This window comes from Burkholderia sp. LK4, from assembly GCF_001043615.1.
GTDB classification, from domain to species: Bacteria; Pseudomonadota; Gammaproteobacteria; order Burkholderiales; family Burkholderiaceae; genus Burkholderia; species Burkholderia cepacia.
In genome coordinates, this window is record NZ_LDUL01000010.1 from 265437 (window position 1) to 281226 (window position 15790).

Below are 15790 nucleotides of genomic sequence, written 5' to 3' on the forward strand. Positions count from 1 at the left end.
CCGGCCACCGCGCCGGCATTTTTTATCGAAAGTGGTCCGAACCATGTCCGCCACCCTAGCCCTTACCGAACAGCTGATCGCCCGCGCGTCCGTGACGCCCGACGACCAGCACTGCCAGCAGATCATGACCGAGCGCCTCGCCGCACTCGGCTTCGAATGCGAAACCATTGCGTCGCACGGCGTGACCAACCTGTGGGCCGTCAAGCGCGGCGCCGACGGCCGCAACGGCAAGCTGCTCGCCTTCGCGGGCCACACCGACGTCGTACCGACCGGCCCGCTCGAGCAATGGAGCTCGCCGCCGTTCATCCCCGCGCATCGGGACGGCAAGCTGTACGGCCGCGGCGCGGCCGACATGAAGACGTCGCTCGCGGCGTTCGTCGTCGCGTCCGAGGAATTCGTCGCGGCACACCCCGGCCACCGCGGTGCGATCGCGTTCCTGATCACGAGCGACGAGGAAGGCCCCGCCACCGATGGCACCGTGAAGGTCGTCGAGCTGCTCGAAGCGCGCGGCGAACGCATGGACTACTGCATCGTCGGCGAACCGACGTCGACCCACGAACTCGGCGACGTCGTCAAGAACGGCCGCCGCGGCTCGATGTCGGGCGAACTGGTCGTCAAGGGCGTGCAGGGCCACATCGCCTATCCGCACCTCGCGAAGAACCCGATCCACCTGCTCGCGCCGGCGCTCGCCGAGCTCGCCGCCGAGCAATGGGACGAAGGCAACGAATACTTCCCGCCGACCACCTGGCAGGTATCGAACCTGCACGCCGGCACCGGCGCGACCAACGTGATCCCCGGCCACGCCGACCTGCTGTTCAACTTCCGCTTCTCGACCGCGAGCACGGTCGAGGGCCTGCAGGCACGCGTGCACGCGATCCTCGACAAGCACGGCCTCGAATACACGCTGAAATGGTCGGTGAGCGGCCTGCCGTTCCTCACGCCGCGCGGCGAGCTGTCGGGCGCGCTGGAAAACGCGATCCGCACCGAGACCGGCATCACGACCGAGCTGTCGACCACGGGCGGCACGTCGGACGGCCGTTTCATCGCGCGCATCTGCCCGCAGGTGATCGAGTTCGGCCCGCCGAACGGCAGCATCCACAAGATCGACGAGCACATCGAAGTGCGCTTCGTCGATCCGCTGAAGAACGTGTACCGCCGCGTGCTCGAACAACTGATCGCCTGATGGAGCCTCGCATGACGACACCTTTTGCCACAGTCCGCGACCTGCTGCGCTACGCGGTCACGCGCTTCTCGAAGGCGAAGCTCGCGTTCGGCCACGGCTCCGACAATGCGTACGACGAAGCGGCCTACCTCGTGCTGCGCACGCTCGACCTGCCGCTCGACACGCTCGAGCCGTTCCTCGACGCACGGCTCCTGCCCGACGAAATCGCGGCCGTGCTCGCCGTGATCGAACGGCGCGCGACCGACCGCGTGCCGGCCGCGTACCTCACGCATGAAGCCTGGATGCATGGCCACCGCTTCTACGTCGACGAACGCGTGATCGTGCCGCGCTCGTTCATCGGCGAACTGCTCGACGACGGGCTGCAGCCGTACGTCGCCGATCCCGAACAGGTCGGCGCCGTGCTCGAGCTGTGCACGGGCTCGGGCTGCCTCGCGATCCTCGCGGCGAGCGCGTTCCCGAATGCCGAGATCGACGCGGTCGACCTGTCCGACAAGGCCCTCGAAGTCGCCGAGATCAACGTGCGCGACTACGGCCTCGAAGACCGCATCGGGCTGCACCGCGGCGACCTCTACGCGCCGCTGCCCGCATTCCGCACGGACCCGGACTCGCGCTACGACGTGATCCTGACGAACCCGCCGTACGTGAATGCGTCGTCGATGGCCGCACTGCCGCCCGAGTACCGGCACGAGCCGGAGATGGCGCTCGCGGGTGGCGACGACGGGATGGACATCGTTCGACGCATCGTCGCCGAAGCCCATCGCTGGCTGCACGACGACGGCGTGCTCGTCGTCGAGATCGGCAATGAGCGCGAGAACGTCGAAGCCGCGTTCGGCGGCCTCGAACTCACGTGGCTGCCGACCAGCGCGGGCGACGACGCCGTGTTCCTGATCCAGGCGTCGGACCTGCCGCGCAAGGCCTGAGCCTTTTCGGCTCGCCCACCGTGCGGTGCACCGTTGCGCCGCACGGTTGGGTAAGATGCGCGTAGGCGGCCGCCCGGCCGCGCGACCTCAGGAGTCCGTCACGCGCCCATGACCCTCGACTGGCTACATCTCGGCACCCTGATCCTGACCATCCATGTGCTCGGGATCGTCGCTGCGTGCCACGCGATCATGAACACGCGCACGTCGCAAGGTGCGATCGCATGGGCCGTCTCGCTTGCGGCCATGCCGTACCTGACGCTCGTTCCGTACCTGTTCCTCGGTCGCAGCAAGTTCTCCGGCTACGTCGACGCCCGGCGCCACGAGCTGGAAATGTTGCGCATGCACACACCCCGCTCGCCCTGGCTCAGCACCGACGCGACCGACGGGCCGGCCGCCGACGCGATCGGCCAGGCCGCGGTGCTCGCGCTTACGCGTCTCGGCGGCATGCCGTTCCTCGGCGGCAATTCGGTGCGCACGCTCGTGAACGGCGATGCGACGTTCTCGGCGATCCTCGCCGCAATCGACGCCGCGCGCGATTACGTGGTGGTGCAGTTCTTCATCGTGCGCGACGATGCGCTCGGCCGGATGCTGCGCGACTCGCTGCTCGCGCGTGCGGCAGCTGGCGTGCGCTGCTGCCTCCTGTACGACAGCATCGGCAGCTTCGACTTGCCGCACAGCTACGTCGACACATTGCGCCGGGGCGGCGTCGAGGTGCATCCGTTCGCGACCAACCGGAAGTTCGTCAACCGTTTCCAGCTCAACTTCCGCAACCACCGCAAGATCGTCGTGGTCGACGGCAATCGCGCGTTCGTCGGCGGCCACAACGTCGGCGTCGAATATCTCGGCGCGAAGCCGCGCCTGTCGCCGTGGCGCGACACGCACATCGAGATACGCGGCCCCGTGGTCGCGAGCATCCAGTACGTGTTCGCCGAAGACTGGCACTGGGCGACGCAGAAGCTGCCGCCGCTCGCGATGCCGCCGCCCGCGCAGCCGGGCGACAACATGCATTGCCTCGCCGTGCCGATGGGGCCGGCCGACAAGCAGGAGACGGGCTCGCTGTTCTTCGTCGAGGCGATCAACGCCGCACGCGAACGGGTCTGGATCACCACGCCGTACCTCGTCCCCGACGAAGCCGTGATCTCCGCGCTGAAGCTCGCCGTCATGCGCGGCGTCGACGTGCGCATCCTGATTCCGAGCCGGCGCGATCACTACGTGGTATTCGAGGCGTCGAAGCTGTACGCGCGCGACCTGGTCGATGCGGGCGTGAAGGTATTCCGCTACCGGCCCGGCTTCCTGCACCAGAAGGTCGTGCTGATCGACCGCATCGCGGCGGCGATCGGCAGCGCGAATCTCGACAACCGTTCGTTCCGCCTCAATTTCGAGATCATGGTGCTGACCGTCGACCGCGCATTCGCCGACGAGGTCGAGACGATGCTCGCTGCCGACTTCGCACAGGCGTACGAGGTCGATGCGAACGAATACCGCCGATCGCCTGCCTGGCGACGCATCGCGATGCACGTCGCGCGGCTGTTCGCACCGATCCTCTGACGGCCGGGACCGCGGCGGGCAGGCGCCCCGCACCGGCGCCGCGAACGACGCCGGCAGCCGTCACAGCAGCTTGTCGATATCCGCGGCGATTTCGTCCGGCTTGGTGGACGGCGCATAGCGCTTGACGATGCGCCCTTCGCGATCGATCAGGAATTTCGTGAAATTCCACTTGATCGCCTTGAGGCCGAGAATGCCGGGCGCCTCGTCGGTCAGGTAGCGGTACAGCGGATGCGCATGGTCGCCCTTCACGTCGATCTTCGCGAACATCGGGAACGTGACGCCGTAATTGCGCTCGCAGAACGCGCCGATCTGCGCGGCGTCGCCGGGCTCCTGCTTGCCGAACTGGTTGCACGGGAAGCCGAGCACATAGAAGCCGCGCGCCGCGTACTGGTCGTACAGCTTCTGCAGGCCCGCGTACTGCGGCGTGAAACCACACTCGCTCGCGGTGTTGACGATCAGCAGCACCTTGCCGCGATACGCGTCGAGCGAGGCCGGCGCGCCGGCAAGCGTCTCTGCGCTGAACGAATACAGGGTGGACATCGGGCACTCCTTTACGAAACCGGATCGACGTGGAGTCTAGGCGAAATTGCGCCATTGCGGCATCCGCCGAACGGCCAATGCCCGGCGCAAGCGGCGCGCAGTCTAGAATAGCGGTTTTGGCCAGTCATTTCCGCCGTGATCCGTTTCAATCAGTTCAGCCTTGCGCGCGGCACCAAGCCGCTGTTCGAGTCGACCTCCTTCGTGCTCAATCCCGGCGAGAAAGCCGGCCTGATCGGCGCGAACGGCGCCGGCAAGTCGACGCTGTTCTCGGTCCTGCGCGGCGAGCTGCACTCCGACGGCGGCGATTTCTCGATGCCGCCGTCGTGGCGGATCGCCCACGTGTCGCAGGAAACGCCCGCCGTCGACCGCTCGGCGCTCGACTACACGCTCGACGGCGACGCCGCGCTGCGCGAGATCGAGGCGCGCATTGCCGCCGCGTCCGCCGCGCATGACGGCGCCGCCGAAGCCGACGCGCACGCGGCATTCGCCGACGCCGACGGCTACACCGCGCCGGCCCGTGCCGAGGCGCTGCTGCTCGGTCTCGGCTTCACGCTCGCGCAGACGCGCGAATCCGTCGCCAGCTTCTCCGGCGGCTGGCGCATGCGCCTGAATCTCGCGCAGGCGCTGATGTGCCGCTCCGACCTGCTGCTGCTCGACGAACCGACGAACCACCTCGACCTCGACGCGATCGTCTGGCTCGAAGACTGGCTGCACCGCTACCCCGGCACGCTCGTCGTGATTTCGCACGACCGCGAATTCCTCGATTCGATCTGCAATGTCACGCTGCACCTGGAAAACCGCCAGGTGAAGCGCTACGGCGGCAACTACTCGCAGTTCGAAGTGCTGCGCGCGCAGCAACTGGCGCTCCAGCAAAGCGCGTACGAAAAGCAGCAGAAGACGATCGAGCACCTGCAGAGCTTCGTCGACCGCTTCAAGGCCAAGGCGACCAAGGCCAAGCAGGCGCAGAGCCGGATGAAGGCGCTCGAGAAGATGGAGCTGATCGCGCCCGCGCATATCGCATCGCCGTTCACGTTCGAATTCCGCACGCCCGACGCCGCGCCGAACCCGATGATGGTGATGGAAGACGTCCGCTGCGGCTACCACGCCGACGGCGGAGCGGAGATCCCGATCGTCGAGCGCGTCGCGCTGTCGATCCAGAACGGCCAGCGCATCGGCCTGCTCGGCGCGAACGGCCAGGGCAAGTCGACGCTGATCAAGACGCTGGCCGGCACGCTCGCGCCGCTGTCGGGGCACGTCCGCGACGGCAAGGGGCTGACGATCGGCTATTTCGCGCAGCACCAGCTCGAAACGCTGCGTGAGGACGATTCGCCGCTCGCGCATCTGGCGCGGCTCGCACCCGACACGCGCGAGCAGGAATTGCGCGACTTCCTCGGCGGCTTCAATTTCTCGGGCGACATGGCAACCAGCCCCGTCGGGCCGTTTTCGGGCGGCGAAAAGGCACGCCTCGCGCTCGCGCTGATCATCTGGCAAAAGCCGAACCTGCTGCTGCTCGACGAACCGACCAACCACCTCGACCTCGAAACGCGCCATGCGCTGACGATGGCGCTCGCGCAGTTCGAGGGCACGCTGATCCTCGTCTCGCACGACCGCCACCTGCTGCGCGCGACGACCGACCAGTTCATGCTGGTCGCGAAGCACCGGCTGCAGCCGTTCGACGGCGACCTCGACGACTACCGCGACTGGCTGCTGCAGCACGCGGCCGAGCAGCGCGCCGCCGCGAAGGCGGACAGCGCAGCTTCGTCGGGCGCGGGTGCCGCGGCCAACCGCAAGGACCAGAAACGTCAGGCCGCCGAGGAACGGCAGCGCCTGTCGGTGCTGAAGAAGCCGCTGCAGACGCGCATCACCAGGCTCGAAAAGGAAATGGAGACGCTGCACGCGGAGAAGGCCCGCCTCGACGCATTCGTCGCCGATCCGGCGAGCTACGAAGCCGAGCGCAAGACGGAGCTGACCGATGCGATCCGCAAGCTCGGGGACGTCAACACGCGTCTCGAGACGGTCGAGGCCGACTGGCTTGCCGCGCAGGAAGAGCTCGAGCAGATCGGCTGACCGCTGTCGCGGCGCAACCGGCCGGTATGCCAGCCCGGCGTGCCGGCTGCCTCGGCACCGCGGCACCTTGATATCGCGGCATCTCGACAGGCCCATCCGTCCTTCTTCGGGCCCGGATACGACAAGGCCGGGCGCACGGTCCCGGCCTGTTCATTCACTACCGTCGTCACCCTGTTGGTTCGCCGGCCATCCGCCAGGCTGCCGGCTCAGCGGCGCGGCAGCGTATCGCGCGGCATCTGCTCGTCGTCGCCCATCAGGTACCGGCGCCCTTCGGTCGGCCGCCGGATCGCGGCAGCGACTTCCGCTTCCGTCACGTCCTCGGACACGACCTTGCGCGCGAGTCGCCCCTCTTCGTCGATCCACTCGACGATCCGGCATCCCCCACCCCAGGGCTGGCGAATCGGCTCCGATACGCGGCAGCCGCGCAGGTTGTAAAGGCGTCCGCCCGGCGCTTCCCCATAGGATTTCAACATAGGTTCCCTTCGCATTGCGCGGTTCGACAATCCGGCCAAGGATAGGGAAAAGCGATGTCCGGCGGGTTACAGAAGCCTACATATTCTTTACAACGAATTACGCGCCAGATCGCCGGCAGGCCCGGCCCGCGTGCCGGTGCAGCCGGTCACTCGAGATCGCGCACGCGGTCGATCGCCTGCTCGAGCCGATCGACGGCCATCACGTTCAGCCCTTCGATCGGCTGCTTCGGCGCGTTCGCCTTCGGGATCAGCGCGGACGTGAAACCGAGCTTCGCGGCCTCGCGCAGCCGCTCCTGCCCGCGCGGCGAGGGTCGGATCTCGCCCGCCAGCCCCACTTCGCCGAACACGATCAGCCCCTTCGGCAGCGCCTTGTTGCGCATCGACGAATGGATCGCGAGCAGCACCGCGAGGTCGGCGGCCGGCTCGGTGATCTTCACGCCGCCCACCGCATTGAGGAACACGTCCTGGTCGAAGCACGCGATGCCCGCATGACGGTGCAGCACCGCGAGCAGCATCGCGAGCCGGTTCTGTTCGAGGCCGACCGCAAGCCGGCGCGGGTTCGGCACGTGCGCGGTGTCGACGAGCGCCTGGACTTCGACGAGCAGCGGGCGCGTGCCCTCCTGCGTAACGAGCACGCACGAGCCGGGCACGACCTGCTCGTGCTGCGACAGGAACAGTGCGGATGGATTCGCGACGCCGCGCAGCCCGCGCTCCGTCATCGCGAACACGCCGAGTTCGTTGACCGCGCCGAAGCGGTTCTTGAACGCGCGCACGAGCCGGAACGACGAGTGCGTGTCGCCTTCGAAGTACAGCACCGTGTCGACGATGTGCTCGAGCACGCGCGGGCCGGCCAGGTTGCCTTCCTTCGTCACGTGCCCGACCATGATGATCGCGGTGCCCGACTGCTTCGCGATGCGCGTGAGCTGCGCCGCGCATTCCCGCACCTGCGCGACGGAGCCGGGGGCCGACGTGAGCGCTTCCGAATAGACGGTCTGGATCGAGTCGATCACGGCCACGTCCGGCCGTTCCGTGTCGATCGCGGCCTGGATCTTCTCGAGCTGGATCTCCGCGAGCAGCTTCAGTTCGTCCGCCGGCGTACCGCCGTCGAGCAGCGCAAGCCGTTGCGCGCGCAACGCGATCTGCGCGGCCGATTCCTCGCCGCTGATATAGAGCGCGCGCCGCTCGCTCGCGATGTCCGCAAGCGACTGCAGCAGCAGCGTCGATTTGCCGATACCCGGGTCGCCGCCGATCAGTACGACGCCGCCCGGCACGAGCCCGCCGCCGAGCACGCGGTCGAATTCGCCGATGCCGGTGGAGAAGCGCGGCACGTCGGCGGCTTCGATGTCGACGAGACGCTGCACGGGCGCACGCTTGGCGAGCGACTGGAAACGATGGGCCGACGGCGCCTCAGGAACCGATTCGACGAGCGTATTCCAGGCCTGGCACGACGGGCATTGCCCTTGCCACTTCGGGGTCTGTCCGCCGCACTCGCTGCAGACGTATACGGTTTTCTGTTTGGCCACGCGCGACGCCCTTATTCCGCGCGCACGGGCACGCGGCCGGCGACTGCACACATCAGCTCGTAACCGATCGTGCCGCAGTGGCGGGCGACGTCGTCGATCGGCAATGCATTGCCCCACAGCTCGACCCGCGCGCCGACGCCGGCTTGCGGGCACGGGGTCAGGTCGACGGTAATCATGTCCATCGACACGCGGCCGACGATCCGCGTGCGGATGCCGTCGACGATCACGGGCGTGCCTTCGGGCGCGACCCGCGGATAACCGTCCGCATAACCGCATGCGACCACGCCGATCCGCATCGGCGCCTGCGCGGAAAACGTCGAGCCGTAGCCGATCGCCTGGCCCTTCGCGATCGTCTGCACCGCGATCAGTTCGGACGCGAGCGTCATCGCCGGCTTCAGCCCCGTGTCGGCGATGTCGGACGACAGCCCCGACGGCGACGCGCCGTACAGCACGATCCCCGGGCGCACCCAGTCGAAATGCGTGTCCGGATGCCACAGCACGGCGGCCGAGTTCGCGAGACTGCGCGCGCCGGCGATGTTTTCCGCGCCGCGCTCGAACGTCGCGAGCTGCTCGGCGACGCCGCGCTCGTTGTCCGCATCCGAAAAATGGGTCATCAACGTGATCTGGCCGATGCCGGGGCACGCGCGGGCGCGCTCCCACGCGGCGCGGTATTTCTCCGGCAGGTAGCCGAGCCGGTTCATCCCGCTGTTCATCTTCAGCTGCACGTTGACGGGTTTCGACAGCCGCGCCGTTTCCAGCATCCGCATCTGCTCGTCGTTGTGGACGGTCGTCGTCAGGCTGTAGCGGTCGATCACGTCGATGTCGGTCGAGCGGAAGAACCCCTCCAGCAGCAGGATCGGGCCGGCCCAGCCGAGCTCGCGCAGCTTGACTGCCTCGTCGAGGTCGAGCAGGCCGAAGCCGTCGGTGCCGCGCAGGCCCGGAAACGCGCGGGCGAGACCGTGCCCGTACGCGTTCGCCTTGACGACCGCCCAGACCTTGGACGGGCCGGCAAAGCGGCGGACGACGGAGAGATTGTTCGCGAGAGCGGCGGTGTGGATGGTGGCGGAGATCGGGCGCGGCATGGGAAATTTACGTAAAGACGCTTGCGAATCATCAGCTTACCGCGCCTTTTGAGCACTGAAGCCGACAACTTGCGGAACGATCGGGGAATCTTGCTAGTCCGAACTGGCGTATTTTCATGTTATAAAGCCGTGCGCACAACCCATTTCGAACGGAATAAGCCGATCGCATACCAGGCGGCCTACGCGGCCCTGCCGCAGCGACGAAAGCATCGCATCAGATGAAAAAAGGTTTTTACACCATCATGGCCGCGCAGTTTTTCTCGTCGCTGGCCGACAATGCGCTCCTCATCGCCGCCATCGCCCTGCTGAAAGACCTCCACGCCCCCAACTGGATGACACCGCTGCTGAAGCTGTTCTTCGTGTTGTCCTATGTGGTGCTGGCGGCGTATGTCGGTGCGTTCGCGGATTCGCGACCGAAGGGCCGCGTGATGTTCATCACCAACTCGATCAAGGTGATCGGCTGCATGATCATGCTGCTCGGCGCCCACCCGCTGATCGCGTACGGGATCGTCGGCTTCGGCGCGGCAGCCTACTCGCCCGCGAAATACGGCATTCTCACCGAGCTGCTGCCGGCCGACCGGCTGGTTGCCGCCAACGGCTGGATCGAAGGCACGACCGTCAGCTCGATCATCCTCGGCACCGTGCTCGGCGGTGCGCTGATCAGCCCGCACATCGCGTCGCACGTGATCGCGCATACCCCCGCCTGGATCGGCACGCCCGCCGAAGCGGCGATGGCGATCATCATGGCGATCTACGTGGTCGCCGCGCTGTTCAACCTGCGCATTCCCGATACCGGCGCCCGCTACCCGAAGCAGGAACGCGGCCCGGTCAAGCTCCTCACCGATTTCGCCGACTGTTTCATGGTGCTGTGGCGCGACAAGCTCGGCCAGATCTCGCTGGCGGTCACGACGCTGTTCTGGGGTGCGGGCGCGACGCTGCAGTTCATCGTGCTGAAGTGGGCTGAAGTCTCGCTCGGCATGTCGCTGTCGGAAGGCGCGATCCTCCAGGCCGTGGTCGCGGTCGGCGTCGCGGCCGGCGCAATCGCCGCCGCGGCCCGGATCCCGTTGAAGAAGTCGCTGACCGTGCTGCCCGTCGGCATCGTCATGGGCATCGCGGTGATGCTGATGGCGTTCTACACGCGCGACCTGTTCCCGCCGCACTGGGCCGTGCATTTCGGCCACCTGCGCATGCCCGTGTACCTGATCATCGCGTACATCTTCCTGATGTGCGTGGGCGCGCTGTCCGGTTACTTCGTCGTTCCGATGAACGCGCTGCTGCAGCATCGCGGCCACGTGCTCCTGTCGGCCGGCCACTCGATCGCGGTGCAGAACTTCAACGAGAACCTGTCGGTGCTCGTGATGCTGTGCCTGTATGCGGTGCTCGTGTGGCTCGACGTGCCGGTCGGCGTCGTGATCGTCCTGTTCGGCACGTTCGTCTGCCTGACGATGTGGCTCGTGATGCGCCGCCACCAGGCGAACCAGCGCCAGTTCGACTCGGTCGCGCTGATCGGCGAATCGCGGCACTGACGCTACACTCCTCGTTTCCGTCCGCCGGCGCCGGTCTTTGAACCGGCGCATTGCCCCGATGACGCACCCGATACCCAACATCCTGACGATCGCCGGCTCCGATTCGGGCGGCGGCGCAGGCATCCAGGCCGACCTGAAGACGTTCTCCGCACTCGGCGCCTACGGCGCCAGCGCGATCACCGCGTTGACCGCCCAGAACACCCGCGGCGTAACGGGCGTGCATGCGCCGGACGCGGCGTTCGTGACCGCACAGCTCGACGCGGTGTTCAGCGACATCCGCATCGATGCGGTCAAGATCGGGATGCTCGCGAATGCGGCGATCGTGCACGCGGTCGCCGACGCGCTGCGGCGTTATGCGCCACGCTTCGTCGTACTCGACACGGTGATGATCTCGAAGAGCTCGCACGCGCTGCTGGCGCCCGATGCCGTCGACGCGTTGCGCGATGCGCTGCTGCCGCTCGCGACGGTCGTGACGCCGAACCTGCCCGAGGCCGCCGCGCTGCTGAACGACGTGCCCGCCACCACGGAAGACGACATGGTCCGGCAAGGCCGGGCCCTGCTACGGACGGGCGCGCGTGCCGTACTGATGAAAGGCGGCCACCTGCCGGACGCGTCCGCGAGCCCCGACTGGCTCGTCGAAGCGGCGCGCACCGTGCGGCTCGACGGTGCACGCGTGCCGGTCAGCAACACGCACGGCACCGGCTGCACGCTGTCGTCGGCGATCGCCGCGCTGCTGCCGCAACAGCCCGACCTCGAAAGCGCGGTGCGCGAAGCCAAGACCTACCTGACCGGCGCGATCGCCGCGAGCGGCCACCTCGACGTCGGCCACGGCGTCGGCCCCGTCCATCACTTCCATCGCTGGTGGTGAGCGCCGGCTGACGCGGCGTCAGTGATCCTGCGCCGCGAACGCCTGCGCGCGCACCGGCCAGTCGTCCGGCACGACGAACCCACGCGCCCGTTCGCGCCAGGTGCCGTCACCGTCCTGTTCATGCATGCCGATCAGCGCGGGGGCCTCGCGCGTCGTCAACACGGGCGGCAGCTCCAGAGTGGCCGCCAGCGGTTCCGGCTCGAATCCGGTATCGGCGGCGGCACGTCGCGGCGCGAGCCACGCGAGCCTCGGTAACACACTCCATGCGGCGCCGGCGGGCTGCGCGGCCGCCCACGCCGGCCACTGCGCGTGCGTCAGCCAGAATCCACGCGGGTGATCCGGCGCGATTTCGGCGGACACCGACGGCAACGGCGCGCCGTGCGGATAGAACAACCAGCCCTTGATGAACATCTGTGCGTCGGACGGTGCGCCATAACCGAGCCGCGCGAACCCGTCGTGTTCGCCGAGGCGCAACTGGTGATCGAGCAGCCGGCTGCGCTTGCGGTCGAACCGGTCGACGAGATTGGGGCCGACGAAGTCGGCAAGCGATGCACCGTCGCGTACCGGCGCGCACAAATAGCACTTCACCGCGAGCTCCCAATGCAGGCGCTGACCGCCCGGCGCGTCGACGAGAAAATCGACTTCGCCGAGCGTCTTGCCGTTGCTGCGCAGCGGCAGATTGGCCGCGACGAGCCGCAGTGACGGGCCGTGCGTCAGGAAATACTCGAGCAGGCATTCCGCGTAGCGGCCGAGCCGGGTGGGCCGGAACCCGTCGAGCGCGCGATGCAGCGGCCCGGGCTGCGCATCGAGCGCGACGAGCCATGCGTGGACGGCCGACTGCCCGGCCGCATCCGGCCACGGGCGCGCAAGCGGCGCTCCCGGTACCGCGGTGAGGAGGCTCGGGCTGGCAAGCAACCAGCCCAGATCGCGAACCGCGGCGTCATGCAGCGTGTCGACGAGTGCGCACGCCGCGCCCGTCGTCATTGCCCGGCCGGCCCGTTCACGTCGGCGCCTTCCGCGCGCCGGAACGTGTCGCGTGCGAGGCACAGGTCGGCCCATGCCTTCGACTTGTCCTGCAGGCTGCGCAACAGGTATGCCGGGTGGTAGGTCACGATCACCGGCACGCCCTCGTACGCATGCACGCGGCCGCGCAGCGACGCGATGCTCGCATCCGTCTTCAGCAGGGTTTGCGCGGCGAAACGGCCGAGCGCGACGATCAGCTTCGGCTTCACGAGCGCGACCTGACGCTGCAGATAAGGCTCGCAGCGCGCGACCTCGTCCGGCTCCGGGTTGCGGTTGCCGGGCGGCCGGCACTTGATCACGTTCGCGATGTATACGTTGTCGCCGCGCTGGAGCGACAGCGACTGCAGCATGTTGTCGAGCAGCTTGCCGGCCTGGCCGACGAACGGCTCGCCCTGCTTGTCCTCGTTCTCGCCCGGCGCTTCGCCGATCAGCATCCAGTCCGCCTCGCGGTCGCCGACCCCGAACACGGTGTTGGTCCGCTTCTCGCACAACCGGCAGAGTGTGCAGTCGGCCACGCGCGCAGCCAGCGCGTCCCAGTCGAGTGTCGCAACCGGGGTTTCGGCGCGTCGCAATGGGGCCGTCGGCGCGGGATCGCCCGGCGGCGCCGCATCGAACCACGCAAAATCGTCGGCTCCGGCAGGCGGCGCATCGTCCATCGGCGGCATCGTGTCGGTCGATGCGACCGGCGCGGCGCGTGCGGGCACGCGATCGTCGTCGACGCGGTGCGCCGGGGCGGCAGGCTCGCGAACCGGCGGAACATCGACGCTCCGCGCCACTGCCGGCGTCGCCTCGTCTTGCGCCGGCGTGCGCGCGGTGCGCGCAGGTCGCTCGGCCGCAACGACGGCTGGTGCGGCGTTCGCCGCCCCCGTTTGCGCCGCGGCGGGCGCTTCGACTGCCGCGCCCGCGTCCGCGCCTTCATTCGCGCCCTGCCCGCGCCGCACCCAGATCTGCGCGAGGCCTATTTCCTCGAGCGCCGCTTCAGCCCATGCCATGCGCGTCCCCTTCATCCTTGTTCAGCGTCAGACGCATCACGATCGCGTCTTCCCGGCTGTGGTGCTTCGCCGGGTAGTAATTCTTGCGCCGGCCGATCGTCACGAAGCCGAAGCGCTCGTACAGATGGATCGCGCGCGGATTGGACGGCCGCACCTCGAGCAGCACGCCGTCGAGCCGCTCCGCACGCGAAATGCGCACGGCCTCGCGCAGCAGCGCAAGGCCCGCACCCGCGCGCTGCGCGGCCGGCGCGACGCACAGGTTCAGCAGGTGCATCTCGTCGACCACCGGCATCAGCACGCAATAGCCGACGAGCGAACCCGTCACGTGCCGCAGGCACACGCCCAGGTAGCCGTTGCGCAACGAATCCTCGAAGTTGCCGCGGCTCCACGGGAACTCGTACGCGACGTGCTCGATCGCGACGACCTCGTCGAGATCGGCATCCGTCATCGGCGCCAGGTAGCGGTCGCTCAGCAGGACGCCCGTCATCCCTTCGCTCCGCCTGCCTGAGCGGCGCGTGCCGCGACGCGCTCGGCGGTCGTCTGTGCCACCTTGTCGCGCACGTACTCCGGTGCGGCCTGGTCGGCCGGCACCGCACGGCCGGCGCGGAACGCGCGCAGCGCGGCATGGGCGACCGCCAGCGCGTGCGGCATCGCGTCGCCGTCGATCACGGCCGCGTGCGCCGCGGCCGGCAACTGCGCGCCGAACGCGGCGGCCGCATTGCCCGCGAGCGTGAACGGCGTGTCGGGCACGCCGACCGCACCCGGCGCATCGAGCGAAGCCGGATGCAGCGTGAGCCAGTCGCCGGCGCTTTCGTCCCACGCGAAGTCGGCCCAGTAGGCTTCGTCCATCCGCGCATCCAGCGCGGCGAGGACGCGGGTCGTACCGGGGGCGCGCAGCCGCGCGTGCTCGGCACACGCGAGCAGCGTGCCGATCGGCACGACCGGCAGCCCGCGCCCGAACGCGAGCCCCTGGGTGATGCCCGTCGCGGTGCGCAGGCCCGTGAACGACCCGGGGCCCGCGCCGAACGCGATCGCGTCGCAATCGGCGAGCGTCAGCCCCGATTCGGCGAAGAGTTCCTGGATTGCCGGCAGCACGCGCGTGCTCGACACGGCGCCCGTCAGTTCGTGGCGGACCCAGGTTTGCGGGATGGAAACGGCGTCATCGGCGTGGGCCGAGCGCAGCAGCGCGACCGAGCAGTATTCGGTCGACGTATCGATGGCGAGGAGCACTGTTTGCGTCATGGGCGACATTGTAATGCGGCACCCCGCTCCCACGGGCGATCGGGCCCGATCCGTGCGCACGCGCACGCCCGGCGGCGGTTTGGAAGGATCGCTCGACCCCGCGCGGCGGTCCGCTTGTTAAGATCGCCCGACCTGAAACCCTTACGGAGACACCCGATGAGCGAACTCACCGCCCAATTCGACCAGGCCCAGATCGACGTCAAGCAACTGACCGAACGGCCGGGCAACCTGACCCTGCTGCGCCTGTACGCGCTCTTCAAGCAGGCGACCGACGGCGACGCCCATGGCGACAAGCCGGGCTTCACCGACATCGTCGGCAAATACAAGTACGACGCATGGGATGCGCTGAAGGGCACGTCGCAGGATGCGGCAAAGCAGCAGTACATCGAACTCGTCGAATCGCTGAAGAACGGCACGGCATCCTGACCGAATAGCCTCCGGCCGTCCCCGGCCGCCCCCCGGTTGCAATAGGCAATCAAATCAGTGGCGCAGCGCAGCAAATCTCTTTATAATGCTGGCTGCGTCATCTCCGCGCTCGGCTCGCAAGCCGTTCCGGCCCGACGCCTCGTAGCGTTAAGCTCCAATCCGGTTTAGAACCTGTCCCCTCCTGCTTCGACCTTCGCGGTCGTCACTTATCAGGCTGGCGGCCCCGCTCCTGAAGCGCGCCGCACCCAAAACAGCTTCTAATGCCTCATCCGCCGACGGTTCGGCGGATTGCACCCGTTTCCCGATTTGCTCGCTGAATCCGACGACTTGGGTATGCGCGATTGGCGCCGACGTTTCACCCACTGTGTTTCAAGGAT

15 protein-coding genes are annotated in these 15790 nt (G+C 68.1%); 7 read left to right on the forward strand and 8 right to left on the reverse strand.

Features of this window, described 5'->3' with window-relative positions; genetic code table 11:
* Window positions 1-43 precede the first annotated feature (43 nt).
* The 3 genes from dapE to cls all read left to right on the forward strand — a co-directional run bounded on the left by dapE (window position 44) and on the right by cls (window position 3651).
* Window positions 44-1183: a succinyl-diaminopimelate desuccinylase gene (gene dapE, locus VK92_RS06780; RefSeq protein ID WP_048020894.1), complete on the forward strand. Its 1140-nt coding sequence runs from the start codon at window positions 44-46 to the stop codon at window positions 1181-1183.
* Between the two features lie 11 nt (window positions 1184-1194).
* Window positions 1195-2103 (forward strand): 50S ribosomal protein L3 N(5)-glutamine methyltransferase, encoded by a 909-nt coding sequence (gene prmB / locus VK92_RS06785; protein ID WP_021159092.1) that lies wholly within the window; start codon window positions 1195-1197, stop codon window positions 2101-2103.
* 108 nt (window positions 2104-2211) lie between these two features.
* A complete protein-coding gene (gene cls, locus VK92_RS06790) occupies window positions 2212-3651 on the forward strand; it encodes a cardiolipin synthase (RefSeq protein WP_021159091.1) in 1440 nt (479 codons plus the stop codon).
* Window positions 3652-3711: 60 nt separating this feature from the next.
* Here cls and VK92_RS06795 read toward each other — a convergent pair whose 3' ends face one another.
* Window positions 3712-4191, reverse strand: coding sequence for a glutathione peroxidase (locus VK92_RS06795; RefSeq protein WP_027787077.1), 480 nt, complete (start codon window positions 4189-4191; stop codon window positions 3712-3714).
* Between the two features lie 135 nt (window positions 4192-4326).
* Here VK92_RS06795 and VK92_RS06800 point away from each other — a divergent pair, with 135 nt between their 5' ends.
* Complete coding sequence (locus VK92_RS06800) at window positions 4327-6258, forward strand: ATP-binding cassette domain-containing protein (RefSeq protein ID WP_048020891.1); 1932 nt, start codon at window positions 4327-4329, stop codon at window positions 6256-6258.
* Window positions 6259-6464: 206 nt separating this feature from the next.
* On the opposite strand, the gene VK92_RS06805 is transcribed toward VK92_RS06800, so the two are convergent.
* The 3 genes from VK92_RS06805 to alr form a co-directional block, all read right to left on the reverse strand.
* Window positions 6465-6731 (reverse strand): DUF2866 domain-containing protein, encoded by a 267-nt coding sequence (locus tag VK92_RS06805; protein ID WP_021159088.1) that lies wholly within the window; start codon window positions 6729-6731, stop codon window positions 6465-6467.
* 146 nt (window positions 6732-6877) lie between these two features.
* On the reverse strand, window positions 6878-8254 hold the full coding sequence (radA, locus tag VK92_RS06810) for a DNA repair protein RadA (RefSeq protein WP_021159087.1): 1377 nt from the start codon (window positions 8252-8254) through the stop codon (window positions 6878-6880).
* Between the two features lie 11 nt (window positions 8255-8265).
* Window positions 8266-9336, reverse strand: a complete 1071-nt coding sequence (gene alr, locus VK92_RS06815) for an alanine racemase (RefSeq protein ID WP_021159086.1) — start codon at window positions 9334-9336, stop codon at window positions 8266-8268.
* A gap of 218 nt (window positions 9337-9554) precedes the next feature.
* On the opposite strand from alr, the gene lplT reads away from it, so the two are divergent.
* Entirely contained in the window at window positions 9555-10862 is a 1308-nt protein-coding gene (gene lplT / locus VK92_RS06820) for a lysophospholipid transporter LplT (protein ID WP_021159085.1), read from the forward strand.
* A 58-nt stretch (window positions 10863-10920) separates the two neighbouring features.
* The gene (gene thiD / locus VK92_RS06825) at window positions 10921-11730 is read left to right on the forward strand and encodes a bifunctional hydroxymethylpyrimidine kinase/phosphomethylpyrimidine kinase (RefSeq protein ID WP_048020887.1); all 810 of its coding nucleotides are present in this window, start codon (window positions 10921-10923) and stop codon (window positions 11728-11730) included.
* Window positions 11731-11748: 18 nt separating this feature from the next.
* Here the strand turns inward: thiD and VK92_RS06830 are convergent, their stop codons facing one another.
* The 4 genes from VK92_RS06830 to tsaB are packed head-to-tail and all read right to left on the reverse strand — an operon-like array spanning window position 11749 to window position 14996.
* Window positions 11749-12714 carry a DUF1853 family protein gene (locus VK92_RS06830; protein ID WP_048020883.1) on the reverse strand — a complete coding sequence of 322 codons (966 nt, stop codon included), beginning with the start codon at window positions 12712-12714 and terminating at the stop codon, window positions 11749-11751.
* On the reverse strand, window positions 12711-13745 hold the full coding sequence (locus VK92_RS06835) for a uracil-DNA glycosylase (RefSeq protein WP_048021134.1): 1035 nt from the start codon (window positions 13743-13745) through the stop codon (window positions 12711-12713). The genes VK92_RS06830 and VK92_RS06835 overlap by 4 nt, the downstream gene beginning before the upstream one ends.
* Entirely contained in the window at window positions 13732-14232 is a 501-nt protein-coding gene (gene rimI / locus VK92_RS06840) for a ribosomal protein S18-alanine N-acetyltransferase (RefSeq protein ID WP_021159081.1), read from the reverse strand. Before rimI ends, VK92_RS06835 begins: the two co-directional genes overlap by 14 nt.
* Window positions 14229-14996: a tRNA (adenosine(37)-N6)-threonylcarbamoyltransferase complex dimerization subunit type 1 TsaB gene (gene tsaB, locus VK92_RS06845; protein WP_048020879.1), complete on the reverse strand. Its 768-nt coding sequence runs from the start codon at window positions 14994-14996 to the stop codon at window positions 14229-14231. Before tsaB ends, rimI begins: the two co-directional genes overlap by 4 nt.
* Before the next feature lie 147 nt (window positions 14997-15143).
* On the opposite strand from tsaB, the gene VK92_RS06850 reads away from it, so the two are divergent.
* Entirely contained in the window at window positions 15144-15413 is a 270-nt protein-coding gene (locus VK92_RS06850) for an acyl-CoA-binding protein (RefSeq protein WP_011352486.1), read from the forward strand.
* Window positions 15414-15790: the final 377 nt, after the last annotated feature.

What these genes read in the sequence shown, in the direction of transcription:
- prmB (WP_021159092.1), top strand. Translation starts at nt 1,195, where the DNA reads ATGACGACACCTTTTGCCACAGTCCGCGACCTGCTGCGCTACGCGGTC.
- lplT (WP_021159085.1), top strand. Translation starts at nt 9,555, where the DNA reads ATGAAAAAAGGTTTTTACACCATCATGGCCGCGCAGTTTTTCTCGTCG.
- alr (WP_021159086.1), bottom strand. Translation starts at nt 9,336, where the DNA reads ATGCCGCGCCCGATCTCCGCCACCATCCACACCGCCGCTCTCGCGAAC.
- VK92_RS06795 (WP_027787077.1), bottom strand. Translation starts at nt 4,191, where the DNA reads ATGTCCACCCTGTATTCGTTCAGCGCAGAGACGCTTGCCGGCGCGCCG.
- VK92_RS06830 (WP_048020883.1), bottom strand. Translation starts at nt 12,714, where the DNA reads ATGACGACGGGCGCGGCGTGCGCACTCGTCGACACGCTGCATGACGCC.
- dapE (WP_048020894.1), top strand. Translation starts at nt 44, where the DNA reads ATGTCCGCCACCCTAGCCCTTACCGAACAGCTGATCGCCCGCGCGTCC.
- VK92_RS06835 (WP_048021134.1), bottom strand. Translation starts at nt 13,745, where the DNA reads ATGGCATGGGCTGAAGCGGCGCTCGAGGAAATAGGCCTCGCGCAGATC.
- rimI (WP_021159081.1), bottom strand. Translation starts at nt 14,232, where the DNA reads ATGACGGGCGTCCTGCTGAGCGACCGCTACCTGGCGCCGATGACGGAT.
- tsaB (WP_048020879.1), bottom strand. Translation starts at nt 14,996, where the DNA reads ATGTCGCCCATGACGCAAACAGTGCTCCTCGCCATCGATACGTCGACC.
- VK92_RS06805 (WP_021159088.1), bottom strand. Translation starts at nt 6,731, where the DNA reads ATGTTGAAATCCTATGGGGAAGCGCCGGGCGGACGCCTTTACAACCTG.
- cls (WP_021159091.1), top strand. Translation starts at nt 2,212, where the DNA reads ATGACCCTCGACTGGCTACATCTCGGCACCCTGATCCTGACCATCCAT.
- VK92_RS06850 (WP_011352486.1), top strand. Translation starts at nt 15,144, where the DNA reads ATGAGCGAACTCACCGCCCAATTCGACCAGGCCCAGATCGACGTCAAG.
- thiD (WP_048020887.1), top strand. Translation starts at nt 10,921, where the DNA reads ATGACGCACCCGATACCCAACATCCTGACGATCGCCGGCTCCGATTCG.